The sequence below is a fragment of the Mycobacterium lehmannii genome (assembly GCF_001499925.1).
Classification (GTDB): domain Bacteria; phylum Actinomycetota; class Actinomycetes; order Mycobacteriales; family Mycobacteriaceae; genus Mycobacterium; species Mycobacterium lehmannii.
Window position 1 is genome coordinate 1 of record NZ_LQIR01000007.1, and the last position, 24,338, is coordinate 24,338.

Genomic DNA, 24,338 nt, shown 5'->3' on the forward strand with positions numbered 1-24,338 from the left:
CCGTTATTGCTGCCCAACGTGCCCGAGGCGAGCAACTTCCGGCACATGGCATTGAGCGCATCGTGGTTGCGCTGCCCCACGGTGCGTCGATCGGCACGGACCGCCTCGGCCGAGGGCTCCTGATCCGCAGACCGCTGACCGTCCTCGCCCGGGATTTCGCCGGCGGGATTGCACCGCCCAGGAGCCGCCCACACCGCCAGCACTGCTTCCAACGCCGCCCGGGTGGCCGGATCAAGCAGTCCGCGTAGCTCACTCATCCCATCAAGGCGCTGGCGACCCAGCCGCAGCCAGCGCTGCGCGGCGCGCAACTCATCGGAGAAATCCCCATCGGGGTTCAAATACGCCGCCAGCCGCTGGGCGGCCGCGCGCAACTCCTCAGGAGTGTGCTTGGTGGCCAACTGTGCCAGCTGTGCTTCGGCGGCCTCGCGCACGTCAAACGGCGTCGAGGCCGGCACCTGCTTGTCAAAGAACCGCCGGATCACCCGCACATGCTCCGCACCCACCCGGCCCTGGGCCACCGCCGCGGCGGTGTGGGCCAGCACCGGTTCGAGCTGCTCGCCGGTCATACCGCGCCGCGGCGTCAACTCCCGCGCTTCGGCCACCCGCCGATGCGCCTCAGCCTTAGAGATGCGCAACAACACCGTCAACGCCCCAGCCACGCTGGGCTCCCCCAACTCCGCCAACGGGGCCTGCTGGAGTCCGGCCACCATGCTGTGCCCGACCGCGGCTTGGCGCCGGGTGAAGCTCTCCCACTGCGCGGTGACCCTCAACTGCTCAGCGGTGCTCAACGTGTCGAACGACTCGGCGACCAACGCGGACAGCTCGCGGTCCATCGCCGCGATCCGCTGGCTGACCCGTTCCACCGACATACTCGAACACTAGTTCGATCCACCGACAACCCAGCCCCATCTGTGACCACAGAAACCAAAGTGACAGAAGTTTTTTGGCTGCCCGGTTGCCTGCGACAATGGCCTCATGCAGCTGCCCGTGATGCCGCCGGTGTCGCCGATGCTGGCGAAATCGGTGGTGTCGATCCCGCCGGACGCGTCGTACGAACCGAAGTGGGACGGCTTCCGGTCGATCTGCTTCCGCGACGGCGACGAGGTCGAACTCGGCAGCCGCAACGAGCGGCCGATGACCCGCTACTTTCCCGAACTGGTGAAGGCCGCCGAAGCTGAGCTACCCGAACGGTGCGTCATCGACGGCGAAATCATCGTCGCCTCCGACGGTGGGCTCGACTTCGAGGCGCTGCAGCAGCGCATCCACCCCGCCGACTCACGGGTCCGGATGCTGGCCGAGAAGACGCCTGCGTCCTTCATCGCGTTTGACCTGCTCGCACTCGACGACATCGATTACACGCAAAGGCCTTTCAGCGAACGCCGCGCCGCGCTCGTGGAGGCCCTCACCAATGCCGGTCCGAAATTCCACGTCACGCCGGTGACGACGGACCTCGCGACGGCGCAGCGCTGGTTCGACGAGTTCGAGGGTGCCGGCCTCGACGGCGTCATCGCCAAGCCGTTGTCGCTGACCTATCAGCCGGACAAGCGCGTGATGTTCAAGATCAAGCACCAACGGACCGCGGACTGCGTCGTCGCCGGCTACCGCCTCCACAAGTCCGGCGACGATGCCATCGGGTCGCTGCTTCTCGGGCTGTACAAGGACGACGGCACATTGGCCTCCGTCGGCGTGATCGGCGCCTTCCCGATGGCCCGGCGCCGCGAACTCGTCACCGAATTGCAGCCGCTGGTAACCACGTTCGACAACCATCCGTGGAATTGGGCGGCGCACATGGTCGGTGAACGGACCCCGCGCCGCAACGAGGGATCGCGCTGGAATGCCGGCAAGGACCTCTCGTTCGTACCGTTGCGGCCCGAGCGGGTGGTCGAGGTGCGCTACGACCACATGGAAGGTGAACGGTTCCGCCACACCGCGCAGTTCAACCGCTGGCGCCCCGACCGCGATCCCCGGTCGTGTACGTTCGACCAACTCGAGCAGCCGGTCACCTTCAAGCTGGGCGACATCGTCCCCGGCCTCGGCTGACCGAAGAACTTTCGCCAACTCGCGGATGCCCGAACGCCTGACGTGTGATGCTGCCTGGATGACGATCACACGCGCGACGGCCGCGGCGGTGATGCTCATCGGTGCCGCGATCGCATCCGCGGGACCCGCATGGGCCGACGGGCGGCTCGAAGGCGAGTACCGGCTCGTCAACGGGGCGACCTCGAACACGTGGTCGATCACCACGCAGTGCAACGCCGAAGGTTACTGCGGCGGAACGATTTCGAGCTCGACGGGACTGATCGCGCAGATCAGCAGGCAGGGCGACGGCCCGTGGACCGTCGAACGCCACGACGTGTTCAACGCACGCCCGTGCGCCGACGGCAGCACCGGGCCGGCCGATGTGACGTATGAGTTCGATCCAGCGACGTTGGCGGGCAACCTTCGCTACACCTGGAAACCCGGGACGTGCAACGACCCCAATCCCGGTCAGAGCGAACAACCGATCAGCCTTCAACCGATCTAGCAGTCGGCGCGTCAATCCTGCGTCGCGCGTTGGAAACTCAGGGTTTCACCGCGCACACCACCCATCCAGAGGTCCTGGCAGGCCTCCGCCATCTCGTCGAGCCCTTCGATGACCGCCCCGAACACGTTGCCCGGGACCCAGCCCTGGTCGCCGTTGATCAGCAGGTTGTTGCGGCCGTAGAACAGCGCCAGGTCGACTATCGCGCCGGTGGTGCCGGTGCCGGTGGTGTTCTCGTAGCCGTAGGCGGGGTTGCCCAGTTGATCGGAGTCGAAGGAGAACCAGCACAGGTCGCCGGGGATCGGCGTGACTGTGGTGTTCTCACTGCCCGGGTCCTTCGCCGCGAATTCCGGTAGCAGCGTGTAGATCTCGTTGCGGGCGTACTTGCCGTGGAACACCTGTGACGAAAGAACGCGCCCGTCGGATAAGGCGTCCCACACCGCCGCGCAGGTGCGTGGCGCCGCGTCGTCGAGCATGCGGGCAACGCAGCTGACGCCGCGCTTGTCGAGGGACACGGTGATCAGCCTGCTCATCGAACTCCTTGTGTCGTCAACGCCGGCGTGCGCCGGTGCCAGTCGGTGGCCATCTCGTGGGCGCGGCCCACCCGCAGCACCAGCGCATCCGCGTGCCGGGGGCCGACGATCTGCAACCCGATCGGCAGGCCCGCCGCGGTGAATCCGCACGGCACGCTCAACGCCGGCTGCTGGGTCATGTTGAACGGGTAGGTGTATGGCGTCCAACTCGCCCAGTAGTGTGACCGCCAGCCATCGGGCACGTCGCGACCGACGCTGAACGCAGGCAGCGGAAGCGTCGGCGTGACCAGCACGTCATAGGTTTCGTGGAACCGGCCCATCACCTGCCCCAGTTGCATCCGCACGGCCGTCGCGTCGAGGTAGTCCGACGCCGAGAACGACGCACCCACCGCAGCTATCCGGCGCAACCCCGCATCCACCCGATCGTCGACCGCTTCGCCGTACGCCTCCAACACCTTTGCCGCGCCGGCGAACCACAGGACGTGGAACGCCTCGATCGGATCGGCGAACCCGGGGTCGACCTCCTCGACGCTGGCACCCGCATCGGACAGCACCGTCACCGCGGCCCGCACGGCGGCGTCGACCTCCGGATCGTTGCGCACGTAGCCGAGCCGCGGTGAGAACGCCACCCGCAGGCCCGCGATGCCGCCGTCGAGCCCGGTCAGGAACGACTCACGCGGCGTCGGCATCGCCGACCAGTCCCGGGCATCGAATCCGGTGATCACATCCATCAGTGCGGCGGTGTCGACGACCGTCCGCGTCATCGGGCCCGGGTGCGCCAGCGTGCCGAACGGGCTCGGCGGATAGTGGGGTATCAGGCCGTAGGTCGGCTTGAGCGCGACGGTTCCGGTGAACGCCGCCGGAATCCGCACCGATCCCCCCGCGTCGGTGCCGACCGACCACACCCCCATGCCGAGGCCGACCGCCGCGGCGCTGCCGCCGCTCGAACCACCCGCCGTCTTGGTGGGATCCCACGGATTGCCGGTCGCGCCGTAACGGGGCGAGTCGGTGACGCCTTTCCACGAGTACTCCGGCGTCGTGGTCTTGCCGAGCATGACGGCTCCGGTCTCCCGAAGTCGCGCCGTGCAGGGCGCGTCCTCGTTCCACGGTCCCGGCTCGTCGATGAGCCAGCTACCCCGAAGCGTCGGCCATCCCCTGGTCCACAGCGCATCCTTGATCGACGTCGGCACGCCGTCCCCGGGCCCGAGCGGCTGCCCGGCGTGCCAGCGTGCCTCCGAGGCACGGGCCGCGGCCAACGCCCCCTCGGGGTCGACGAGAACGAAGGCGTTGACCGCACCGTCGTACGCGTCGATCGCGGCCAGCGCCTCCTGCGTGGCCTCGACCGGAGAGAGGGTTTTTGCGCGGTATCCCTGGACCAGTTCGGCGGCGGTCGGGATCATCGCGGGCCCGGTACGTAGCCGAGTTTTTTGTCCACCACGTTCACCAATGGCTCGCCGGCAAGCCAGCGCTGCGCGTTGTCCACGAATTGCTCGGCAAGGGCTTCGCGCCAACCCACCACGTCCCCGGCCATGTGTGCGGTGATCGTCACGTTAGGAGCGTCCCACAACGGATGGTCGGGCGGCAGCGGTTCGGTGTCGAACACGTCCAGCGTCGCACCGCCAATCCGGTTGTCGCGCAACGCCGAAAGCAACGCCGACTCCTCCACCACTGGACCGCGGCCGATGTTGACCAGATGCGCGTCGGGCTTCATCGCCGACAGCACCGAGGCGTCCACCATGCCGCGCGTCGCGTTTGTCAGCGGCGCGGCGAGCACCAGGTGATCGCACCAGCCGACCTCGTCGGCCAAGCTCGCACTGGCCACCACGTCACCGAAGTCGGGATCGTCCGTCGTTGCGACGCGGCCCGCCCCACGCACCTGCATGCCCACCGCGCGCAGGAGCCGCGCAATCTCGCGCCCGATGCTCCCGGTGCCGACGACGAGCGCGCGGGCCCGCGCGATGGCACGGGTCTCGCGGTGTTGCCACCGGTGCTGGCTCTGCAGGGCGAAGCTGGTGCGGCTGTCCTTGGCGTGGGCGAGCACCGCGCCGAGCACGTACTCGGCGATCGGGCGGTCGAACACGCCGCGGGCGTTGGTCACCACCGCGTCGGAGTCGCGCAGTTCGTCGAACAGCAGCGTGTCGACGCCCGCCGCGGTGACGTGGATCCACTCCAACTCGCCGGCGTCGTGCCACACGTCGCGCACCGCGGTCGAGAAGAAGTCCCAGAGCAGCAGCACGCGGGCGCCGCGGACCGCATCGGCGAGGTCGTCGGCGGTGCAGTAGCGCAAGTCGACATCGAGTTCGTCGAGGCCCGGTGGGCGGTCAGTGGGCTTCTTGCACAGGACCGCGACGACGGACCGCGTGGAACCACCTCTGACCTGCGACGACGGCGCGTCTTGCACGCTCTCGCGGGGGCCTGGCACGACCCGAGGCTAGGGACACGCCGTAGGATTGTCAACAATCTGTTGCTGGTTTGGTCATCTGGCCTCACACTGTGCAAATGAGGATCGGGGAATTGGTGCCGCCCCCACCATTGCAGCAGGTAGGCATAGGCGTTGTCACACCATATGACTTCGCGCTCGACCGGGAACTGTGGCGTTGGGTGCCCGACGACGTCAGCCTGTACGTGACCCGGCTCAGATACGCCCCCTTGCCGGTGACCGTCGACATGGCGGTGCACATCTCCGACCCCGAACACGTGATCGCGGGCGCGGCGAACGTGCTGGCGGTCTCCCCGATCGTCACCGCGTACGCGTGCACCGCGGGCAGCTTCGTCAAGGGAATGGCCGGAGAAGCCGCGCTGGTCGCGGCGATGCGGGCGGCCGGCGCCCCGGCGGCGGTGACCACCAGCGGCTCGATGCTCGAAGCGCTGCGCCACCTCGGTGTGGCGCGCGTCGCGACCGTCACTCCGTACACCTCGGACCTGACGATCGGGTTGACGAGCTATCTCATGGAGGCCGGTATCGAGGTCGTGGCCACCTCGGGACTGGGCCTGACCTCGCAGATCTGGTCGGTCCCGTATGCGCGGACCGCCGACTTGGTCCGCGCCACCGACGTCGCGGACGCCGAGGCCATCGTCATCAGTTGCACGAACCTGCCCACCTACGATCTGATCGCCGATCTCGAGGCCGAATTGCAGAAACCGGTGGTCACGGCCAACCAGGTGACGATGTGGGCCGCGCTGCGCGTGGCCGGGCGCAAAGGCGTGGGAGCGGGTCAGCGCCTGTTCGAGGCGTAGTTGCCGCTGCGCCGGTTGTTAACATTGTCGACAATCTGCCGATCGAAAGGGCGTCATGGCCACCGTAGGACTGCTCTATCCGGGGCACAGCGCCGAGGACGATTTTCCCGCGCTCGAGGGCAGGGTCGACGGTGTACTGCGCCTGCCGGTGGTCATCACCTCCGTCGGTGAGGACGCCCACCGCGTCGACGCGCTGCTGGATCTCGGAGGCGACGAGCGCCTGGCCGATGGTGTGCGCCAGCTTGCCGACGCACGCCCGGAGGCGGTGATGTGGGCGTGCACATCAGGCAGCTTCGTGTTCGGTCCCGAGGGGGCCCGCCAACAAGCCGCGAAAGTTGCTGCGGCTGCGGGTGTTCCGGCGTCGTCCACCTCAATCGCGTTCGTCGACGCGCTGCGCCACCTCGGCATCGAGCGCGTCGCGATCGCCGCGTCGTATCCGCACGATGTTGCCGAGCACTTCGTACGCTTCCTGGCCGCCGACGGCATCGAGGTGGTGGCGATGGGCAGCCACGGGATCATCACCGCCGCCGAAGTCGGCACGCTGGAGCCGCGGCGGGTGGAGCAGATGGTCACCGCTGCCGATCACCCGGACGCGCAAGCGGTGTTGGTTCCCGACACCGCTATGCACACGCTGGCGATCATCGACCGTCTCGAGGCCGCGGTCGGCAAACCGGTGCTGACCGCCAATCAGGTGACGGTGTGGAAGGGCCTGCAACTCGCCGGGGCAGTGCCTGCGATCGCGGGCCTGGGCTGGCTGTTCGAGGAGCGTCTGTGACCGAGTTCCTGGCGCCGGTGGAGCAGGAATCGACGCCGAGCATCGTCGCCGACAAGCTTCGGCAGGCCATCGCGCACGGTGAGCTGGCTCCGGGCACCCAGCTGATCGAGGCCGACCTGGCCCGCAGGCTCGGCGTCAGCCGCGGACCGCTGCGCGAGGGGATGCAGCGCCTGACGCAGGAGGGTCTGCTGATCGCGATCCGCAACCGCGGGGTGTTCGTGATCGACATGACGCCAGAGGTGGCCTCCGACATGTACCTCGCGCGCGAGGCCATCGAACGCGCCGCGACCCGCCGAATCCTGCAGCGCGACTATGCGTCTGCCGGCGACGAGCTGCTGGCAATCGTCGAGGAGATGGCCGCGGCCGCCGACGTCGAGGAGGGCAGCGAGGCCGACATCCGGTTCCACGAGCGTCTTGTCGAACTCGCGGGCAGCGAGCGGCTGTCGCGGATGCACCAGACGTATCTCGTGGAGACCCGGATGTGTGTGCACGCGCTGGCGGACACCTACGACAACCCCAACGATCGGATTGCCGAGCACCATGCGCTGGCCAGCGCTATCCGGGCCGGTGATGTGCAGCTGTCCGACAAGCTGCTGATCGCGCACATGGAGGATGCGGTCGACCGGCTGGTCGTGCGGGTCTCGCGCGGCGCCTGAGCCTCACGCCAGGGCGATGCCGACGTACTTGGTCTCCAGGAACTCGTCGATGCCCACCGAACCGCCTTCGCGGCCGAGGCCGGACTGCTTGACGCCGCCGAACGGCGCTGCGGGATTGGACACCACGCCCTGATTCAGACCGACCATGCCGGTCTCCAGCGCCTCGGCGACCCGCAACGCCCGGCGCAGATCATTGGTGAAAACGTAAGCCACCAACCCGTATTCGGTGTCGTTGGCGGCGGCGACGACGTCGTCCTCGGTCTCGAACGGCGTTAGCGGAGCGACCGGGCCGAAGATCTCCTCGCCCGACATCCTCGCGTCGCGTGGGACGCCGGTCAGCACGGTCGGCGAGTAGAAGTACCCGTCACCCGAAACCGCCGTGCCGCCGGTCAACACGCGGGCACCGCGACCCACCGCGTCGTCGACCAGGGCCTGCACCTTGTGCAGTGCGGCGTCGTCGACCAGCGGGCCGACATTGACCCCCTCCTCGGTGCCCCGGCCCACGCGCAACGCCGCCATCCGCTCGGCCAACCGGCGCCCGAAGTCGTCGATCACCGAGGCGTGCACGAAGATTCGGTTCGCCGCCGTGCATGCCTCTCCCATGTTGCGCATCTTGGCCGCCATCGCCCCGTCGACCGCCTCGTCGAGATCGGCGTCGGCGAACACGATGAACGGGGCGTTGCCGCCGAGTTCCATCGAGGTCCGCAACACCTTCTCCGCGCACTGCTCGAGCAGGATCCGGCCCACCCTGGTCGAGCCGGTGAACGACAGCTTGCGCGCCAGCCCCGAGCGGATCAGCGGTTCGGTCACCGCGTTCGCGTCCATCGCGGTGATGCAGTTGACGGCGCCGGCAGGCACACCCGCTTCGTCGAGGATGCCCATCAAAGCCAACATCGTCATCGGGGTCTGGTGTGCCGGTTTGATCACGCTGGTGCAACCGGCGGCGATCGCCGGTCCCAGCTTGCGGGTCCCCATCGCCATCGGGAAGTTCCACGGGGTGATCAGCAGACAAGGCCCGACGGGCTGACGGGCGATGAGGAAACGCGCACCACCCGCTGGTGCGGTTTGATAGCCGCCGTCGATCCGGGTGGCCTCTTCGGCGAAGTGGCGGAAAAACTCGGCGGCGTAGGCGATTTCGCCTCGGGCCTCGGCGAGGGGTTTGCCCATCTCCAGTGTCATCAACAAGGCCAGGTCGTCGACGCGGGCGTGCAGTAACTCGAACGCGGCCATCAACATGTCGGCGCGGGCCCGCGGCGGGGTCGCCGCGAACTCGCGCTGGGCCGCGACCGCCGCATCGAGTGCCGCGCGGGCGTCGGCGGGCGTGGCGTCGGCGACCGCGCACAGCGTCTGCCCTGTCGCCGGGTCCACGACGTCGAAGGTGCGCCCTCCGCTCGCATCGATCCACTTGCCGTCGACGAACAGTCGCTTGTCCACCGTCTCGATCACGTGCCGTTCGCGATCCACCACACCTCCCTGCGTCGGATTGTTGACAATCTACAGTGCACCGCTGACGATCATGGCATGAACTCGGCCTCCGAAGCCCCGCAGCTCTCCTCGATCCTTCGACAGGCGACCGGCGTCGTCGCCGCCCGCGGCGAAGGGGTGCTGCTCTACGACGAACAGGACCGCCGCTACCTCGACTTCACCGCAGGCATCGGGGTGACCAGCACCGGACATTGTCATCCGCGGGTGGTGGAGGCCGCCCAGCGCCAGGTCGCCACGCTGATCCACGGTCAGTACACGACGGTCATGCACCGCCCGCTGCTCACCTTGGTGGAACGGTTGGGAGAGGTGCTGCCGCCCGGGCTCGACCGGTTGTTCTTCGCCAACTCCGGAAGCGAGGCGGTGGAAGCCGCCCTGCGACTGTCCCGTCAGGCCACCGGCCGGCCTAACGTCATCGTCTTCCACGGTGGGTTCCACGGTCGCACCGTCGCGGCGGCCTCGATGACCACCTCCGGCACCAAGTTCCGCTCCGGCTTCGCGCCGTTGATGGCCGGAGTTCACGTCGCGCCGTTTCCAGACCCCGGCCACTTCGGCTGGCCGGTCGAGCAGGCCACCGATTTCGCTCTGGCACAACTGGATTACCTCCTGCAGACGATCAGCGCACCCGCCGATACCGCCGCGTTCTTCGTCGAACCCGTGCTCGGCGAAGGCGGCTACGTGCCCGCCAATGAGCGCTTCTTCGCCGGGTTGCGCGAGCGCGCCGACGCGCACGGGATCCTGCTGGTCGTCGACGAGGTGCAGACCGGCTTCGGGCGCACCGGCCGGTTCTGGGGCAGTCAACACTTCTTCGGCGATTCTGGTGTGCGCGCGGACATCCTGATCACCGCCAAGGGTCTCGCGTCGGGCTTCCCGCTGTCGGGCATCGCGGCGCCGGCGGCGTTGATGGAGCGGGCGTGGCCGGGTTCCCAAGGCGGTACATACGGCGCCAACGCGGTGGCGTGCGCGGCGGCCGTGGCCACGCTCGACGTGATCGCCGACGAGCGACTGGTCGACAACGCCGCCGAACGCGGGGCGCAGTTGCGCGAGGCGTTGCAAACCGTTGGCGACAAGTTCGACGCGATCACCGACGTGCGCGGTCTCGGGCTGATGCTCGGTACCGAATTCCGTGACGCCGCAGGAAGACCCGACGGTGCGACGGCACTGGCCGTGCAGCAGGAGGCCGCCAGGCGCGGCCTGCTGCTGTTGACCTGCGGCGCCTGGGGACAGGTCGTCAGGTTCATCCCTGCGCTCGTCGTGACCGCCGGCCAGATCGACGAGGCGGCGGGCGTCTGGTCGGACGCGGTGAACGCCGTGCTGTGACTCAGCGACTGGGCTCGAGCTCGTAGTCCAGCTGCGGCGGCGCTTCCGGCGTGCCGGGTATCTCGGTGCCGTTGATCGGGCATCGCGCCGTCTCGGGAAGCTTTGCCAGGGCGATTGCGCCGACAATGCAGGCACCCATCATGTAGTACGCGGGTACGAGGTTGTCGCCCGTCACACCGATCAACCAGTCGTTGACCGCCGGGGCCGTGCCGCCGAAGAGCGCCGTCGACACGTTGTAGGCGATCGCAAAACCGGCGTAGCGCACCTGTGTGGGGAACATCGCCGGGAACGTCGCCGAGATGGTCGCCAACTGCGGGACGTAGAGCAACCCCAGCACGGCAAAGCCGATGACGGCGCCGATCACCCCGGTCGACATCAGCATGAACATCGGAATGCCCGCGACGAACAGCCCGACCAAGGAGATCCACCAGACCGGTTTGCGCCCGAACCGGTCCGACGCCAGGCCCGCGAACGGCAGGAAGATCATCATCGACAGCATCCCGATGATCGGCACGACCAACGACATGTCGGTGGACAGCCCGATCGACTGCTCGAGATAGGTGGGCATGTAGGTGAGCAGCGTGTAGTTGACGACGTTGAGCGCGACCACCAGTCCGCCGAGGCGCAGGATCGGGCCCCAGTACTGGGCGAGGAGGTCCTTGAACTCGGCGCCGATGTTTTGTTCCTGCCTGCCCGACTCCTCCAGTTCCTTGAACACCGGCGTCTCGTCGAGCCGCGTACGCAGGTACAACCCGATCAGGCCGAGGGGAGCGGCGATCAGGAACGGCAGCCGCCAACCCCACACGTTCATCTGGTCGTCGGACAGGATCAGCGAAAACCCCAGCATCAGCAGCGCGCCCGTCGAGAAGCCGGCCAGGGTGCCGAACTCGAGGAAGCTGCCCATCATGCCGCGACGGCGGGCGGGAGCGTATTCGGCCATGAAGGTGGCGGCGCCGCCGTACTCTCCGCCGGTCGAGAAGCCCTGGATCATCCGCAGAATCACCATCAGCACCGGTGCCCAGATCCCGATCGTGGCGTAGGTCGGCACAAGACCCACGCACAGCGTCGCGCCGGCCATCACCAGGATCGTGATGGCCAGGATGCGACGCCGCCCGAGGCGGTCGCCCAGTGGTCCCCAGACGAAACCGCCGAGCGGGCGGACCAGGAAGGAGACGGCGAACGTCATCAGTGCCAACAGCGTCGCGGTCGCCCCGTCACCCGGGAAGATGGCCGTCGAGATGTAGGAGACCCCATAGGCGTAGAGCCCGTAGTCGAACCATTCGGTGTAGTTGCCGACGGCCGAGGCCGCGATCGCTTTCTTCACGTCACCCGAAGTGGGTGCGTCCTTGTCGGTTTCGTCCTGCGGGCTGGTGGAACCATCGGGGTCCACGTGCGGCCTCCTAGCGTCCGTCGGGCACGGCCCTGGGACGCCTGCACGGCGAGCGCCGGCGATGGGGCCGTGTTTCTCGGTGCACAGGCAAACTACCAGCGCACGCCGAGGGATACCCGCTTTGCGCGAAAGATGACCGCTGTAAAGGAGTCCGAGGGTGAGCACACCGCAGTGGCGGACGCCCGCCGGTTAGATTGCGATCATGAACGCCGGCAGGTTCGCCCCGAGCCCCTCGGCGGACCTGCACATCGGTAACCTGCGCACCGCGATCCTGGCATGGTTGTTCGCCCGCTCGACCGGCCGTCGCTTCGTCATGCGCGTGGACGACCTCGACGACCGCACGTTCGCCGACGTCGGGCGGCGCCAACTTTCCGATTTGGCGGCGATCGGGTTGACGTGGGATGTCCTGGAGTGGCAATCCGAACACCGCTCGCGCTACGACGCCGCGATCGCAGAATTGGAAGGCCGCAGTCTGCTCTACGAATGCTATTGCAGCCGAAGGGATATCGCGCAGGCTCCGCGCGCGCCGCATGCACCACAGGGGGCGTACCCGGGCACGTGTCGCGACCTCACCGACAGCGAGCGCGCCACGCGGCGTGCCGAGACGAACCGCCCGCCCGCGCTTCGGCTGCGCACCGACGCGGTCGTGCACACCGTTCACGACGTGCTGCACGGCGACTACACCGGCATCGTCGACGACTTCGTGGTGCGCCGCGGTGACGGGGTGCCGGCGTATAACCTCGCGGTCGTGGTCGACGACGCGGCCCAGCGTGTCGACCAGGTGGTGCGGGGGGATGACCTGCTGCCCTCCTCACCTCGGCAGGCATATCTGGCGCGGATGCTCGGTTACACAGAACCGGTGTACGCCCACGTTGCGCTGGTGCTCAACGAGGACGGCGCCCGGTTGGCCAAACGCGACGGGGCGGTGACGCTGGCCGAGATCGGCGTGCCACGGGCGCTCGCCCAGATCAGCGGCTCGCTGGGCTGGCGGGCTCGCGACGTCGAAGGCATGCTCGCCGAGTTCGATCCGGCCGCGCTTCCGCGGACACCGTGGATTTATCAGCCCGACTAGATCCTGTGCGAGCGACCGCTTTTGGTACGCCGCTGCGCGGCGTGTCGGGGGCAGACACGGTCGGTCGCGGGAGGAAACGCCGTCAGACGACAGGCGAGCGTCCCTTGGACGCACGTTCGGCCGCCGCGAGAAGGCCGTCGCGGAATTGCGGATGCGCGATCGCGGCGAGCGCCTCACCGCGTTCGCGGACGGTCGCGCCCTCCAGCTCCGCGGCGCCGTACTCGGTGACGATCACGTCGACATGGTGTCGCGGCGTGGTGATCACCGCGCCGGGCCCGAACCACGGCACGATCCGCGAATGCAGTTGCCCCTCCTTCTCATACGTCGAGGGCAGACAGATCAGCGAGCGGTCCGACAACTCGAGACCGGCGCCTGCGACGAAATCCTCTGCACCGCCGACGCCGCTGAACTGGTTACCGTCGATGGTGTCGGCGACGACCTGGCCGCCGATGTCGATCGCGAGCGCGCCGTTGATGGACACCATCTCGTGGTTGGCGGCGATCACCTCGGGTGCGTTGACGATCTCCACCGGCAGGAACGCGACGTCGTGGTTGCCGTCGAGCCAGGTGTACAGATCCGCCGAGCCGAACGCGAACGTCGTCACGCTCACACCGTCGTAGATGCCCTTGCCGGTGTTGGTGACCTTGCCCGCCCGATGCAGTTGCATACAGCCGTCAGTGAACATCTCGCTGTGCAAACCGTATTCGCCGCCGTCGCCCTCGGCCAGCAGCGCCGCGATCTGGCTGGGGATCGAACCGATTCCGGTCTGCAACGTCGCGCCGGGCCGGATGAAGGCGACGGCGTGCTGCGCGATCGCGACATCGGTCTCGGTGGGGGCCGCGCCCGGAAGTGCGAGCGGCGCCTCTGTCGAGTGCACGAGGATGTCGATCTCGTCGACGTGCAACGCATTACGGTGCTCGTCGCCGAACCCGAACGTGCGCGGGTAGGCCTCGGATGCCTCGACGATCAGTATGCGATCGGGATCGGCTCCGGCGCGGTGTAATTCGTTGACCGTGCCACCGGCGTGCAGGGCCAGCGAGCACCAGCCGTCGGCGTCCGGCGGTGTGGCTACGGTCGTCATCACACCCGGAGACTGGCGTTCGAGCAGCGGGCCGAAGCGGCGGAAGTCGGCCGGCGCGAACTCGACATCGGCGCCTGAGTCCCGCAGGGCGCGTTCGAGCGGACCGTAGAAACCCGACAGATAGCGCACGCCGGGGCGGGCGAACAGTTCCGTGCCGACGGCGAGCAGCGCACCGTAGACACGAAGGTTCGTCCAGTCGTCGCGTTCACCCAGCGCGCGCAGGAACGCCGGCGGTTGGCCCGGACCGAGCGGTATGCCCAAGGTGTCGTCGGTCGCGAGTCGCGCGGCGGCCTGCTCGGCGGTGAGCTCGATCGGCATGGCGAGAACCTACCGCGCCGACTGTGGGATCGACACACGCTCCGACCACCCGACAGCGTGCGGGTAACCCACGTTCGCGCCATAAGTGTCAGGGCGTTCGTGTCGCGTAGTACCGCCCCAGGACGTCGGCGCGCAACTCGTCGAAGTCACCCGTTTCGATGGCCGCGCGGATGCGGTCGACCAGCCGCACCACGAACCGCTCATTGTGGATGGTGCACAGCGTCGCCGACAGGATCTCCTTGGCCTTGAACAGGTGGTGGATATAGGCCTTGGTGTAGTGGGCGCAGGTATAGCAGTCGCAGTCTGCGTCGATCGGGGTGAAGTCCCGACGAAACCGAGCGTTGGTGATGTTGAAGCGGCCGGTTGTCGAGTACACCGCGGCGTTGCGGGCGACCCGTGACGGAGACACGCAGTCGAACGTGTCGGCGCCCGCGGCGATCGCGTCGAACAGATCGTCGGGCTCGCTGATGCCCAGCAGGTGGCGGGGCTTGTCGGCGGGCAGCTCGTCGACCACCCATCCGACGATCGTGGCGAGGTTTTGTTTCTCCAGGGCGCCGCCGATGCCGTAGCCGTCGAATTCGAGGCCCTCGGCGGGCCCGGCGTGTGCGCCGATCGTGACCAGGCCGCGGGCGGCCCGCCTGCGCAGGTCTTCGTACTGGGCGCCCTGCACGACGCCGAACAACGCCTGCTCGGGCTTGTCCGGCCGCGCCTCGTGCTGCCGCCGGTGCTCGGCCAGGCAGCGCACCGCCCAGTCGTGCGTCCGCTGCACCGACCGCTCCTGGTAACCGCGGGTGTTCACCAGCGTGGTCAGCTCGTCGAAGGCGAAGATGATGTCGGCGCCGAGCTGATGCTGGATCCGGATCGACACCTCGGGGGTGAACCGGTGGCTGGACCCGTCCAGGTGCGACCGGAACGTGACCCCGTCGTCGTCGACGTTGGCCAGTCGCTCCTTACCCTCGGCGATGATGTCGTCGGCCTGGATGCGCTCGGCGTCCATCGCCAACACTTTGCGAAAGCCCGCGCCCAGCGACAACACCTGGAAGCCGCCGCTGTCGGTGAACGTCGGCCCCGGCCAGTTCATGAACGCGGACAATCCCCCGGCCTCGTCGATGATGTCCGGGCCGGGCTGCAGGTACAAGTGGTAGGCGTTCGCCAGAAGAGCCTGCGCACCAAGTTCTTTCATGGTTTCGGGCAGCACTGCCTTGACGGTCGCCTGCGTGCCGACGGGAATGAACGCGGGGGTACGGATCTCACCGTGCGGGGTGCGGATGACGCCGGTGCGGCCGGCCCGGCCGGGCATTTGGGCCGTCACGCTGAAAAACGGGGCCGACGACTCTTTCGGAGCGGGAGATTTCGGCACGGCCACGCCGTAGATTCTGCACTGTGAGAAATCGGTGGGTGCTGACGTGCTGCGCCGCCGCGATCGTGCTGACGTCGGCCGCATGTTCGAGCAGTGCCGACGACTACACACCGCCGGAGGGCGAACTGGTCGCGGGCACGGCGCAGGTCTCGGTCAACGGGAGCGACGAGCGCGCGACCGACGCGGTGCAGTGCGACACGACGGGATACCTCACCACCATCACCACGGGCGACGAGACGTCCGGAGTCACCGCGATGGTGTCGAACCAGGAGGCCCTGACCGTCGAGTCGGTCAGGATCAACAACATCGGCGGATTCACCGGCAGCTACACGGCCGGGGTGGGCGCGTCCGAGACGGCGGACATTGCCGAGGTTTCCATGACGGGGCGGACCTACGACATCTCCGGTGAAGCCGACGGCTTCAACACCGACAACCCCAGCTTCCGGGCCAACGGCACTTTCAGCATCCAGGTGTCCTGCTGAGCAGGCGCCGGAGCGGATGATCAATTTTTGCCAGAAACGCTGTTGGCCGGTTTACCGCGAACCCATACTGCTTTCGGATGATCCGATCTTGACGGGTCACACACACAAAGGAGAACAGGGTGAAGCGTGGGTTACTGGTCGCTGTCGGCGGCGCGGCGATCGTCATCGCAGGTCTATCCGGCTGTTCCTCGGGTGAGAAGAAGTCTGAAACCTCGGGTGAGACATCGACGGCCGCTTCGGCCGAGGGCAAGACCACCGTCACGATCGACGGTCAGGATCAGGCCGTCCAGGGCACCGTCGTGTGTAGCGATATGGGCGGGAACACCAACATCGCGATCGGCGACGCCACCACCGGCATCGGCGCCGTCGTCAGCTCCGGCGACGAACCGACGGTGCAGTCGGTCGGGCTGGGCAACGTCAACGGCGTGACGCTGGGCTACCAGAGTGGAGCCGGCCAGGGCGAGGCCAAGGCCGAGAAGGACGGTAAGACGTACAAGATCAGCGGCACCGCAACGGGCGTCGACATGGCCAACCCGTTGCAGCCGGTCAACAAGCCCTTCGAGATCGAAGTAACCTGCCCGTAGGGCAGATCTCGAGCGTGAGAGAAGGCGGCGTCCCGACAGGGGCGCCGCCGTTCTTCATCCGGTGTAACCGGCGGCCGATTGGCGCAACTGCCAGATCTGCGCCGGGCACAGCTCGTTGACCGCCTGGTTGATCAGGTAGGCGCCCTGATACTTGTCGGTCGTATGGAAGTCGGCGGTCACCTGGTCGACCAGCTGTCCGTAGCTCATCTTGCCCGCCACCCGGTCGCAGATCGTCCTGCCGTAGCCGAGGGCGGCGTCGGCGTTGGGGAAGTTGTATCCCGGACGCACGTGCACGTTGACCAGATATGCGACCGCATCGGCGTTGGCCGTCGGAGCGGAGATCAACGCAGCCGCACCCGCGGCGGCGACCAGGGTAACCATCACCGGCTTCATGGCTTAAGAGCCTATTCCGTGTTCACCGTCGATGCGGGGCACTTAGGCTAGCCAGCTATGAGGCTCATGGCTGCAGCTGCGCTCGCGTGCGGATTCGTCGCCGCACCGCTGATGACCGCCGCGAATGCGCCGGCATCCCCCGGCTACTGCGACGGCGCCGACTGTGTTCCCTACGTCGACCGGAGCGCGGTGGAGGGCACGCACTGCGTGCAGAACACCCGCTACAACTTCGGGATCGACGCCTCGGGCAACACGCTGGCGTGCAACTCGCGCAGCACGTGGGTCTCGTCGCCACCGCTGGTCGGCGTCCGCACCAACCGTCTACCGTGCGGGGATGCGACCGGAGTGGCCCAGACGCCCGACGGAATTCCGCTGAGCTGCAAACAGGGTGCGTGGACGCCCGACTATCAGGTGATCTTCTACGGCTGACGGCCATCGGTACGCGCGGCGCGCTCGCTTTTTCGTCGTCCGCGGGTGTGATCTGCGCCTCGCTATTGTTTTGAGACCCAAGCGTATGCGTGACATGCGTGAGGAATCGGGGCAAGCGGGGTACAACCACGGGCGTGGTGATCGACGTGCGTCTGCGGCCGGCAGACCCTCTGAGGATCGAGGTTCCGGCCACCGCGGATCGACTGGCACAGATTCGCCGCAGTTTGGTCGGGTGGATGGAACCGATCGGCGTGCCCGACGACGTGAGTGCCGACATCGTGCTCGCGGTCAACGAGGCCGCCACCAACTGCGTCGAGCATGCTTACCAGGACTCCCCCGACGGAAAGATGGTGGTCGAGGCGACCGTTGAGGACGGGCGGATAGTGGTCTGTGTCTCAGATCACGGGCAGTGGCGGACCCCGAGCACGGAGCCCACGACCCGCGGGCGCGGCCTTCCGATCATCCGCGCGGTCGGCAACGGTGTGGAGGTCATGAAATCGACGTCGGGCACGACCGTGCGCATCGACTTCGACGTGACCGATGACGAACGCGGCGGTCAGGAGTTGGGCAGCCGGACCACCTGAACGAAGAACTCGTCGATCTGGCGGACGGCGTTCATGAACTGATCGAGATCGACGGGCTTGGTGACATACGCGTTGGCGTGCAGTTTGTAGCTGCGCAGGATGTCTTCCTCCGCCGATGACGTGGTAAGTACGACGACTGGGATGTGGCTGAGCTCGGCGTCGGACTTGATCTGCTCGAGCAACTGCCTGCCGTCGTATTTCGGCAGGTTCAGGTCGAGCAGGATCAGGTCGGGCCGCGGCGCGTCGGCGTACTTGCCTCGGCGGTAGAGGAAGTCGAGTCCCTCCTCACCGTCGTGCGCGACGTGCAAGGTGTTCTTGATCTTGTTGTGCTCGAATGCTTCTCGGGTGATCAGCTCGTCACCCGGGTCGTCCTCGACGAGCAGCACGTCGATCGCCCGGCCGTCCAGTGTCATGCAGTTGATCCTTCCATCTCGGCCGCGACGGGCTCGTCGACGACGCAGGGAATGGTGAAGCGGAACCTGGTGCCCTCGGTGTGGCCGGTGTCGATCCAGATGTTACCGCCGTGGTGCTCGACGATCTTCTTGCACAGCGCCAGGCCGATACCCGTTCCGGTGTAGACCTCCCGGCCGTGCAGGCGCTGGAAGATCACGAAGACCTTCTCGGCGAACTCCTCGGGAATGCCGATCCCGTTGTCGGTGACTGTGAAGAGCCACGCGCCCTCGCGGGTGCCCTCGCCGACCGCGCAGTCGATGACGATCCGCGGCGCGGCGTCGGGCCGGCGGAATTTCACCGCGTTGCCGATCAGGTTCTGCCACAGCATCGTCAACAGCGTCGGGTCGCCCTTGACGGTGGGCAGCGGCTCTCCGGTGCGGACCACCTCGGCGCCGGATTCCTCGATCGAGGCCGACACGTTGTCGATCGCGTCGGCCAGCACGGCATCGAGGTCGACGTCGGCTTCGGTCGAGCCGAGCCTGCCGACGCGGGAGAAGGTGAGCAGGTCGTTGATCAGCACCTGCATGCGTTTGGCGCCGTCGACGGCGAAGCGGATGTATTCAACGCCGCGCTCGTCGAGCTTGTCGCCGTAGCGCTTCTCGATCAGCTGGCAGAACGAGGCCACCTTGCGCAGCGGCTCCTGCAGGTCGTGTGAAGCCACATAGGCGAACTGTTCGAGTTCGGCGTTCGACCGTTGCAGTTCCAGGGCTTGATCGCCGAGTTGCTCTCTGGCCGACCGCGACGCAGCCAGCTCGTCGACGACGCGCTGGCGCATGTCCTCCACATCCGCAGCGATCGCCTGAATGTCACGCGGGCCGCGCACCGCGATCTTCTCGTCGAAGTTGCCCTCGGTGATCCTGCGGCACGAGGCGGCGAGCTGCTCGAGGGGGCGGGTGACGGCCTTGCGCACCAGGACCGCGAGCACGATGCCGGCGACGAAGAACGCCACGAGGATCGCGATCAACAGGGTGTCTCGCCAGGTCTGCACGGCGGCGAGCTCGTCGACCGCATCCTGGCGGGCCTGCGACAGGTCGCGGTTCTGGGTGTTGAAGAGCGCGCGCAGGGCGTCGAACCCTTGTTTGCCGCGCTCGGCGGTGGCGGCGTCCAGAACCTTCGGCATTCCTGGTGTCACCGAGGCGATCAACGGGTCCGCGTACGTCGAACGCCACTCGGCCGCGGCCTTCTCGATCGCTTCCAGGTCGCCGATGAGCTTCTCCCGGTGGCCGATTCCGTCGCGGATCTGCCGCACCGACTCGTTTTCGACCTGCTGCCCCTCGAAGTAGGGGTCGAGGAACTGGAGATCGGCGGCGATCGCGTAACCGCGCACAGCGGTCTCCTGATCGCGAAGGGCCGCCTGCAGCTGATACGCCGCCACGCGGGCGGGTTGGATGCCGAGGTTCAGCTCGCGCGAGACCTCGTCGGTCCGGTTCAACAGCAGCGCACCCACGATCGCTCCGGCGATGACCACCACGCCCATCAGGGACAGCACGAGGTTCTGCCACCCCTGGACGGTGAGGCGACTCCTCATCCGGTGATCGTCCGCTCCACCCGCACCACCGCGATGTCGTCGCTGATACCGCCCACCGACTGCGCGCGGCGCTCCACGTCGTCGATCAGTGCGGTGACGAACTCGCGACCGGGCAGGTGGGCGTAGCCCCTGGCGACTTCGAGCAGGCCCGCCTCGCCGAGGCGTTCGGTTCCGCGACCGGAGCGACCCTCGAACAATCCGTCGGTCAACAGCACCAGGCCGTATCCCGGGGGCAGTTCGAAGATGTTCAGAGGCCATTCGAGGCCGTACAGGCCGAGCGCCGGGCCGACCTCCGGTTCCAGCCATTCCACGGTGTCGTCACCGTGCAGCAGCATGCCGGGATGACCGGCGGACACGACGTTGAAGCTGAGGTTGTCGGTGGACATCGCGACGCTGAGCACCGTCGCGAAGATGCTCGAACCCGGGCGTTCGGTGCTCAGGATCCGTTCCAACTGGCGCATGCGTTCGTTGCCCCGCAACCCGGCGAACGTCAGCGCCCGCCAGCCGATCCTCAACGCCACGCCCAGCGCCGCCTCGTCGGGCCCGTGACCGGCCACGTCACCGACCATGACGTGCAGGGTGCGGTCGGGGGTCTGCACGAAGTCGTAGAAGTCGCCGCCGAGCAGTGCGTGCTGACGACTGGGCCGGTATTCGGCGACGATGTCGATTCCGGGTTGATCGAGGAGCAGCGGTGACGGCAACAGGCCACGCTCGAGGCGGGCGTTCTCCATCGCGCGCAGCTCGCTGGCGTGCAGTTCCACCGACGTCAGCTCGGCGCGCTTGCGTTCCACGGCGTAGAGCAGCGCGCGGCGCAGCGTCTCCGGTTCGACGCGACCCTTGACGAGGTAATCCTGGGCGCCGGCAGCGACGGCCGAGATGCCGAAGTGCTCATCGTTGAGGCCGGTCAACACGACGATCGGCATGGTGATGTCGCGCCTGGCGACGCGGTCGAGCGCTTTGATACCGTCCGCGTCCGGGAGGTTCAGATCCAGCAGCACGCAGTCGGGGCGGGAAACCTCCAGATGCTGTTCGGCATCCTCCATGGACGGCGCCCACACGACGTTGATATTGGAGTCGGCGTCGGCGATCAACTCCTCGACCAGGATGGCGTCGCCGCGGTCGTCCTCGACGAGCAGCACCGAGAACGGGCGCAGCCCAGCACCACCCCCGGCCGAGGCCCAGGGGTTCTGGTCATGAAGCGCGCGCATATACCAATTCTCTCGGGTTGGTCACCGCGGTCGCCTCGACCTCTGCTTCAGTGACAGATCCTGACAATAGTGCCTGAATCGTTGTGGCGGTGGCGGAGGGATTTGAACCCTCGGACGGGGGTTACCCGTCACACGCTTTCGAGGCGTGCTCCTTAGGCCGCTCGGACACGCCACCGTGTGGCAGCTTACCGGGCGCACACCGGTCTACTCCAATCGCTGTTGGGAGCAGTTGTTTCTGTTCGCGAGAGCTACACCAGGGTCGTGAACCACGGGCCGACGGCGACCCTGGTGTACGTCTCGCGAGACCACAGGCGTCAACGCTGCCGGGAGAAGAACGCCTCCAGCGGCGCCGCGCATTCGTCGGCCAGCACGCCGCCGCGCACCTGCGGTCGGTGGGTCAGCCGCCGGTCGCGCACCACATCCCACAGCGACCCGACGGCCCCCGTCTTGGGCTCCCAGGCGCCGAACACCACCCGCGCCACCCGCGCCATCACGAGCGCGCCCGCGCACATGGTGCACGGTTCGACGGTGACCGCCAGCGTGGTGCCCTCCAACCGCCAGCCGTCGCCGAGCACCGCCGCGGCGGCCCGGATGGCGAGGATCTCGGCGTGCGCGGTGGGATCGCCGAGGGCTTCGCGTTGATTGGCGGCGCGCGCCAGCTCGGTGCCGTCGGCGGAGACGACGACCGCCCCGATCGGCACGTCGCGCGGACCGGCGCTGCGGGCAGCTTCGAGGGCGGCGCGGATCAGTGCCTCGTCGTCGGGCTGCGCGATCACCGGCCCATGCGGTCGAGTACTGCCGACAACTCGTCGGCGAAGCCCATCTCGCGCGCGATCCGGCCCAGCTGTTCGTCGGCGTAGAGGTCGGACTCGTCGAGAATGACGCCGAGCACCGCCTCGGGCAGGCCGATGTCCGAAAGCAGACCCAGGTCGCCCTCCTCGAACGGTTCGGCCTCCTCGAGTTCCTCGGGCTCGATGTCGGCGTCGAGCATCTCCAAGGCTTCGGCGGCGATGTCGTAGTCCAGCGCGGCGGTGGCATCCGACAGGAACAGCCGCGCGCCAGAGGGAGCGGGCCGCACGATGACGAAGAACTCGTCGTCGATGTCCAGCAGCCCGAACACCGCTCCCGCGCTGCGGATTTCGCGTAGTTCCCGCTCGGCGTCGGTGAGGCTGGTCAGGGCCGCTCCGCGCATCGGCGCGCATCGCCACTTGCCGTCCTCACGGACGACAGCAACGCCGAAGCCGTCGGGAGTGTCCGTGGACTGCTCCCGCGCCTGTGCACGCTGTGCTCCCATGTCGGCCTACGGTAGTCGCCGACCATGCCCTTTTCCATGTCCTTACCGCGTCCGCACCCCCCTTTTCCAGTGTCGACGCCGATCCTGACGTGGTCGACGGCGCTCGGTATGCCAACCTTGACGGGTGACCAACACCCCGGTTTGCGTGCTCGGCCTCGGCCTGATCGGTGGGTCGGTCATGCGCGCAGCGGCGGCCGCCGGACGCGAGGTGTTCGGGTACAACCGGTCACTGGACGGCGTCCAAGCGGCGACCGCCGATGGGTTCGACGCCACCGAGGACCTCGACGCCGTGCTGAAGCGGGCGGCGGCCGACAACGCGCTGATCGTGCTGGCCGTGCCGGTGCCCGCCCTGGGCCAGATGCTTGGCCACATTCGCGACACAGCCCCGGACTGTCCGCTGACCGATGTGATCAGCGTGAAAACCGCTGTGCTGCAAGAGGTCCAGACATACGGCCTACGCGAGCGATTCGTCGGCGGTCACCCGATGGCGGGCACCGCGCACTCGGGTTGGGCGGCGGGCGACGCCCGGTTGTTCGTCGACGCGCCGTGGGTCGTCTGCGTCGACGATCATGTCGACCCGCAGATCTGGACGCTGGTCATGAATCTGGCGCTGGACTGCGGCGCGGTCGTCGTCCCTGCCCGCTCGGACGAACACGACGCAGCCGCCGCGACGATCTCTCATCTGCCCCACCTGCTGGCCGAGGCGCTCGCCGCCACCGCCGGGGAGGTGCCGCTGGCGTTCGCGCTGGCGGCCGGTTCGTTCCGCGACGGCACCCGCGTGGCCGCCACCGCGCCGGACCTGGTGCGGGCGATGTGCGAGGCCAACGCCGACGAACTGCTGCCGGTGTTGGACCGCGTGCTGGAACTGCTCACCGACGCCCGCGACGCGCTCGCCGCGCGCAGACCGCTGACCGAACTCATCGACTCCGGGCACGCCGCCAGAATTCGCTATGACAGCTTCGACAGGCCGGGGATCGTCACGATCGTCGTCGGCGAACAGCAGTGGCGCGAGGAACTGGCCGCGGCGGGCCGCGCAGGCGGGGTGATCAGATCCGCTCTGCCAACCCTGGATAGTCGAGGATGAACCCGTCCGAGTCGACGCTGATCGTGGTGTCGGCGACCGGCGAGAGCAGCTTGATGCCGTCTTCGGCGCTGCTGTAACTGATCACCGCCGTCTCCACCGACAGGTCCGGCAGTCGCACGTACACCACCGGGCAGCTGATCGAATCCGACCGCTGGTACAGCCCCGTGCGCCTAATCGGCAGGGCGTTGAAGAACGGGCTGAAGATGACGTCGACGTCCAGCGCGCCGTCGTACGCGGCGCGGCGCGTCTCCCCGGTGTGCTGCTGAACCAGCCACATGTTCTCTTCGTCGCGGGCGATCGACAGCTGCCGTTCGCGCTCGGCGAGTGTGACGGTCATGGACAGCCGTTTGGTACCGCCGGCCTCGTCGGTCACCAAGTCGTAGGAAGCGGAGAACGCCGGGTGAAACGGTGTAGCGGCGGCCACGATCCTGCCGTAGGCCTTGATGCGCTTGCCCGACACATGCACCCGGACCGATTCCATTCGCGGGACGTCGTGCGCCCGCCACGTCAGGATCGCCGGCCATGTCTTCTCGGAGCCGCCTGCTTCACTCACC

27 protein-coding genes and 1 tRNA gene are annotated in these 24,338 nt (G+C 67.7%); 12 read left to right on the plus strand and 16 right to left on the minus strand.

The annotated features are described in order from the left end of the window. Nucleotides 1–869: DUF222 domain-containing protein (locus tag AU192_RS05680; RefSeq protein WP_120275451.1), on the minus strand; the 869-nt coding region annotated here is incomplete at its 3' end. A gap of 106 nt (nt 870–975) precedes the next feature. Between AU192_RS05680 and AU192_RS05685 the strand changes: the two genes are divergently transcribed. After that, nucleotides 976–2,040: an ATP-dependent DNA ligase gene (locus AU192_RS05685; RefSeq protein WP_064394821.1), complete on the plus strand. Its 1,065-nt coding sequence runs from the start codon at nt 976–978 to the stop codon at nt 2,038–2,040. 58 nt (nt 2,041–2,098) lie between these two features. Beyond that, complete coding sequence (locus AU192_RS05690; protein WP_064394894.1) at nt 2,099–2,524, plus strand: hypothetical protein; 426 nt, start codon at nt 2,099–2,101, stop codon at nt 2,522–2,524. An 11-nt stretch (nt 2,525–2,535) separates the two neighbouring features. Here the strand turns inward: AU192_RS05690 and AU192_RS05695 are convergent, their stop codons facing one another. The 3 genes from AU192_RS05695 to AU192_RS05705 are packed head-to-tail and all read right to left on the minus strand — an operon-like array spanning nt 2,536 to nt 5,476. Then, nucleotides 2,536–3,054: a DUF3830 family protein gene (locus tag AU192_RS05695; protein ID WP_064394822.1), complete on the minus strand. Its 519-nt coding sequence runs from the start codon at nt 3,052–3,054 to the stop codon at nt 2,536–2,538. Next, nucleotides 3,051–4,454 (minus strand): amidase, encoded by a 1,404-nt coding sequence (locus AU192_RS05700; RefSeq protein WP_064394823.1) that lies wholly within the window; start codon nt 4,452–4,454, stop codon nt 3,051–3,053. The genes AU192_RS05695 and AU192_RS05700 overlap by 4 nt, the downstream gene beginning before the upstream one ends. Then, nucleotides 4,451–5,476, minus strand: coding sequence for a D-2-hydroxyacid dehydrogenase (locus AU192_RS05705; protein WP_082694915.1), 1,026 nt, complete (start codon nt 5,474–5,476; stop codon nt 4,451–4,453). The genes AU192_RS05700 and AU192_RS05705 overlap by 4 nt, the downstream gene beginning before the upstream one ends. A gap of 77 nt (nt 5,477–5,553) precedes the next feature. On the opposite strand from AU192_RS05705, the gene AU192_RS05710 reads away from it, so the two are divergent. The 3 genes from AU192_RS05710 to AU192_RS05720 are packed head-to-tail and all read left to right on the plus strand — an operon-like array spanning nt 5,554 to nt 7,722. Further along, complete coding sequence (locus AU192_RS05710; RefSeq protein WP_198957268.1) at nt 5,554–6,291, plus strand: maleate cis-trans isomerase family protein; 738 nt, start codon at nt 5,554–5,556, stop codon at nt 6,289–6,291. Between the two features lie 55 nt (nt 6,292–6,346). After that, on the plus strand, nt 6,347–7,066 hold the full coding sequence (locus AU192_RS05715) for a maleate cis-trans isomerase family protein (RefSeq protein WP_207544906.1): 720 nt from the start codon (nt 6,347–6,349) through the stop codon (nt 7,064–7,066). Next, nucleotides 7,063–7,722 (plus strand): GntR family transcriptional regulator, encoded by a 660-nt coding sequence (locus AU192_RS05720; RefSeq protein WP_064394825.1) that lies wholly within the window; start codon nt 7,063–7,065, stop codon nt 7,720–7,722. Before AU192_RS05715 ends, AU192_RS05720 begins: the two co-directional genes overlap by 4 nt. 3 nt (nt 7,723–7,725) lie before the next feature. Here AU192_RS05720 and AU192_RS05725 read toward each other — a convergent pair whose 3' ends face one another. Next, on the minus strand, nt 7,726–9,186 hold the full coding sequence (locus tag AU192_RS05725) for an NAD-dependent succinate-semialdehyde dehydrogenase (RefSeq protein WP_242656905.1): 1,461 nt from the start codon (nt 9,184–9,186) through the stop codon (nt 7,726–7,728). 57 nt (nt 9,187–9,243) lie between these two features. Between AU192_RS05725 and AU192_RS05730 the strand changes: the two genes are divergently transcribed. Continuing rightward, complete coding sequence (locus AU192_RS05730) at nt 9,244–10,524, plus strand: aspartate aminotransferase family protein (RefSeq protein ID WP_064394827.1); 1,281 nt, start codon at nt 9,244–9,246, stop codon at nt 10,522–10,524. Between the two features lies 1 nt (nt 10,525). Here AU192_RS05730 and AU192_RS05735 read toward each other — a convergent pair whose 3' ends face one another. Beyond that, the gene (locus tag AU192_RS05735; protein ID WP_082694916.1) at nt 10,526–11,914 is read right to left on the minus strand and encodes an MFS transporter; all 1,389 of its coding nucleotides are present in this window, start codon (nt 11,912–11,914) and stop codon (nt 10,526–10,528) included. 202 nt (nt 11,915–12,116) lie between these two features. Between AU192_RS05735 and gluQRS the strand changes: the two genes are divergently transcribed. After that, nucleotides 12,117–12,986 carry a tRNA glutamyl-Q(34) synthetase GluQRS gene (gluQRS, locus tag AU192_RS05740; RefSeq protein ID WP_165593272.1) on the plus strand — a complete coding sequence of 290 codons (870 nt, stop codon included), beginning with the start codon at nt 12,117–12,119 and terminating at the stop codon, nt 12,984–12,986. Nucleotides 12,987–13,068: 82 nt separating this feature from the next. Here the strand turns inward: gluQRS and AU192_RS05745 are convergent, their stop codons facing one another. Together AU192_RS05745 and tgt are read right to left on the minus strand one after the other, a co-directional pair. Further along, entirely contained in the window at nt 13,069–14,385 is a 1,317-nt protein-coding gene (locus AU192_RS05745) for an acetyl-CoA hydrolase/transferase family protein (protein ID WP_064394829.1), read from the minus strand. Nucleotides 14,386–14,473: 88 nt separating this feature from the next. After that, complete coding sequence (gene tgt, locus AU192_RS05750) at nt 14,474–15,751, minus strand: tRNA guanosine(34) transglycosylase Tgt (RefSeq protein ID WP_242656906.1); 1,278 nt, start codon at nt 15,749–15,751, stop codon at nt 14,474–14,476. Between the two features lie 17 nt (nt 15,752–15,768). On the opposite strand from tgt, the gene AU192_RS05755 reads away from it, so the two are divergent. Then, nucleotides 15,769–16,227, plus strand: a complete 459-nt coding sequence (locus AU192_RS05755; RefSeq protein WP_064394831.1) for a lipoprotein LpqH — start codon at nt 15,769–15,771, stop codon at nt 16,225–16,227. A 119-nt stretch (nt 16,228–16,346) separates the two neighbouring features. Further along, nucleotides 16,347–16,811, plus strand: coding sequence for a lipoprotein LpqH (locus AU192_RS05760; protein WP_064394832.1), 465 nt, complete (start codon nt 16,347–16,349; stop codon nt 16,809–16,811). Nucleotides 16,812–16,865: 54 nt separating this feature from the next. On the opposite strand, the gene AU192_RS05765 is transcribed toward AU192_RS05760, so the two are convergent. After that, nucleotides 16,866–17,204: a DUF732 domain-containing protein gene (locus tag AU192_RS05765; protein WP_064394833.1), complete on the minus strand. Its 339-nt coding sequence runs from the start codon at nt 17,202–17,204 to the stop codon at nt 16,866–16,868. A gap of 57 nt (nt 17,205–17,261) precedes the next feature. On the opposite strand from AU192_RS05765, the gene AU192_RS05770 reads away from it, so the two are divergent. Together AU192_RS05770 and AU192_RS05775 are read left to right on the plus strand one after the other, a co-directional pair. After that, on the plus strand, nt 17,262–17,633 hold the full coding sequence (locus AU192_RS05770) for a hypothetical protein (RefSeq protein ID WP_064394834.1): 372 nt from the start codon (nt 17,262–17,264) through the stop codon (nt 17,631–17,633). A 134-nt stretch (nt 17,634–17,767) separates the two neighbouring features. Further along, nucleotides 17,768–18,217, plus strand: coding sequence for an ATP-binding protein (locus tag AU192_RS05775; RefSeq protein WP_064394835.1), 450 nt, complete (start codon nt 17,768–17,770; stop codon nt 18,215–18,217). On the opposite strand, the gene AU192_RS05780 is transcribed toward AU192_RS05775, so the two are convergent. The 6 genes from AU192_RS05780 to AU192_RS05805 all read right to left on the minus strand — a co-directional run bounded on the left by AU192_RS05780 (nt 18,190) and on the right by AU192_RS05805 (nt 22,700). Next, entirely contained in the window at nt 18,190–18,630 is a 441-nt protein-coding gene (locus tag AU192_RS05780; protein ID WP_064394836.1) for a response regulator, read from the minus strand. The genes AU192_RS05775 and AU192_RS05780 overlap by 28 nt on opposite strands. Beyond that, entirely contained in the window at nt 18,627–20,198 is a 1,572-nt protein-coding gene (locus AU192_RS05785; protein WP_064394837.1) for a sensor histidine kinase, read from the minus strand. The genes AU192_RS05780 and AU192_RS05785 overlap by 4 nt, the downstream gene beginning before the upstream one ends. Next, complete coding sequence (locus AU192_RS05790; RefSeq protein WP_174523492.1) at nt 20,195–21,406, minus strand: PP2C family protein-serine/threonine phosphatase; 1,212 nt, start codon at nt 21,404–21,406, stop codon at nt 20,195–20,197. Before AU192_RS05790 ends, AU192_RS05785 begins: the two co-directional genes overlap by 4 nt. Nucleotides 21,407–21,490: 84 nt before the next feature. Then, nucleotides 21,491–21,581 (minus strand) — tRNA-Ser (locus tag AU192_RS05795). Nucleotides 21,582–21,720: 139 nt separating this feature from the next. After that, nucleotides 21,721–22,179, minus strand: coding sequence for a nucleoside deaminase (locus tag AU192_RS05800; protein ID WP_120275454.1), 459 nt, complete (start codon nt 22,177–22,179; stop codon nt 21,721–21,723). Next, entirely contained in the window at nt 22,179–22,700 is a 522-nt protein-coding gene (locus tag AU192_RS05805; protein ID WP_064394839.1) for a tRNA adenosine deaminase-associated protein, read from the minus strand. The genes AU192_RS05800 and AU192_RS05805 overlap by 1 nt, the downstream gene beginning before the upstream one ends. Before the next feature lie 124 nt (nt 22,701–22,824). Here AU192_RS05805 and AU192_RS05810 point away from each other — a divergent pair, with 124 nt between their 5' ends. Further along, on the plus strand, nt 22,825–23,784 hold the full coding sequence (locus AU192_RS05810; RefSeq protein ID WP_064394840.1) for a prephenate dehydrogenase: 960 nt from the start codon (nt 22,825–22,827) through the stop codon (nt 23,782–23,784). Here AU192_RS05810 and AU192_RS05815 read toward each other — a convergent pair. Further along, nucleotides 23,747–24,337 (minus strand): putative glycolipid-binding domain-containing protein, encoded by a 591-nt coding sequence (locus AU192_RS05815; RefSeq protein WP_064394841.1) that lies wholly within the window; start codon nt 24,335–24,337, stop codon nt 23,747–23,749. The two genes, AU192_RS05810 and AU192_RS05815, sit on opposite strands and share 38 nt — an antisense overlap. Between the last annotated feature and the right edge of the window lies 1 nt (nt 24,338).

Coding starts and splice junctions, on each gene's coding strand:
- AU192_RS05730 (WP_064394827.1), top strand. CDS start 9,244: ATGAACTCGGCCTCCGAAGCCCCGCAGCTCTCCTCGATCCTTCGACAG.
- AU192_RS05690 (WP_064394894.1), top strand. CDS start 2,099: ATGACGATCACACGCGCGACGGCCGCGGCGGTGATGCTCATCGGTGCC.
- AU192_RS05710 (WP_198957268.1), top strand. CDS start 5,554: ATGAGGATCGGGGAATTGGTGCCGCCCCCACCATTGCAGCAGGTAGGC.
- AU192_RS05780 (WP_064394836.1), bottom strand. CDS start 18,630: ATGACACTGGACGGCCGGGCGATCGACGTGCTGCTCGTCGAGGACGAC.
- AU192_RS05695 (WP_064394822.1), bottom strand. CDS start 3,054: ATGAGCAGGCTGATCACCGTGTCCCTCGACAAGCGCGGCGTCAGCTGC.
- AU192_RS05685 (WP_064394821.1), top strand. CDS start 976: ATGCAGCTGCCCGTGATGCCGCCGGTGTCGCCGATGCTGGCGAAATCG.
- AU192_RS05805 (WP_064394839.1), bottom strand. CDS start 22,700: ATGGGAGCACAGCGTGCACAGGCGCGGGAGCAGTCCACGGACACTCCC.
- gluQRS (WP_165593272.1), top strand. CDS start 12,117: ATGAACGCCGGCAGGTTCGCCCCGAGCCCCTCGGCGGACCTGCACATC.
- AU192_RS05745 (WP_064394829.1), bottom strand. CDS start 14,385: ATGCCGATCGAGCTCACCGCCGAGCAGGCCGCCGCGCGACTCGCGACC.
- AU192_RS05785 (WP_064394837.1), bottom strand. CDS start 20,198: ATGAGGAGTCGCCTCACCGTCCAGGGGTGGCAGAACCTCGTGCTGTCC.
- AU192_RS05715 (WP_207544906.1), top strand. CDS start 6,347: ATGGCCACCGTAGGACTGCTCTATCCGGGGCACAGCGCCGAGGACGAT.
- AU192_RS05765 (WP_064394833.1), bottom strand. CDS start 17,204: ATGAAGCCGGTGATGGTTACCCTGGTCGCCGCCGCGGGTGCGGCTGCG.
- AU192_RS05790 (WP_174523492.1), bottom strand. CDS start 21,406: ATGCGCGCGCTTCATGACCAGAACCCCTGGGCCTCGGCCGGGGGTGGT.
- AU192_RS05700 (WP_064394823.1), bottom strand. CDS start 4,454: ATGATCCCGACCGCCGCCGAACTGGTCCAGGGATACCGCGCAAAAACC.
- AU192_RS05770 (WP_064394834.1), top strand. CDS start 17,262: ATGAGGCTCATGGCTGCAGCTGCGCTCGCGTGCGGATTCGTCGCCGCA.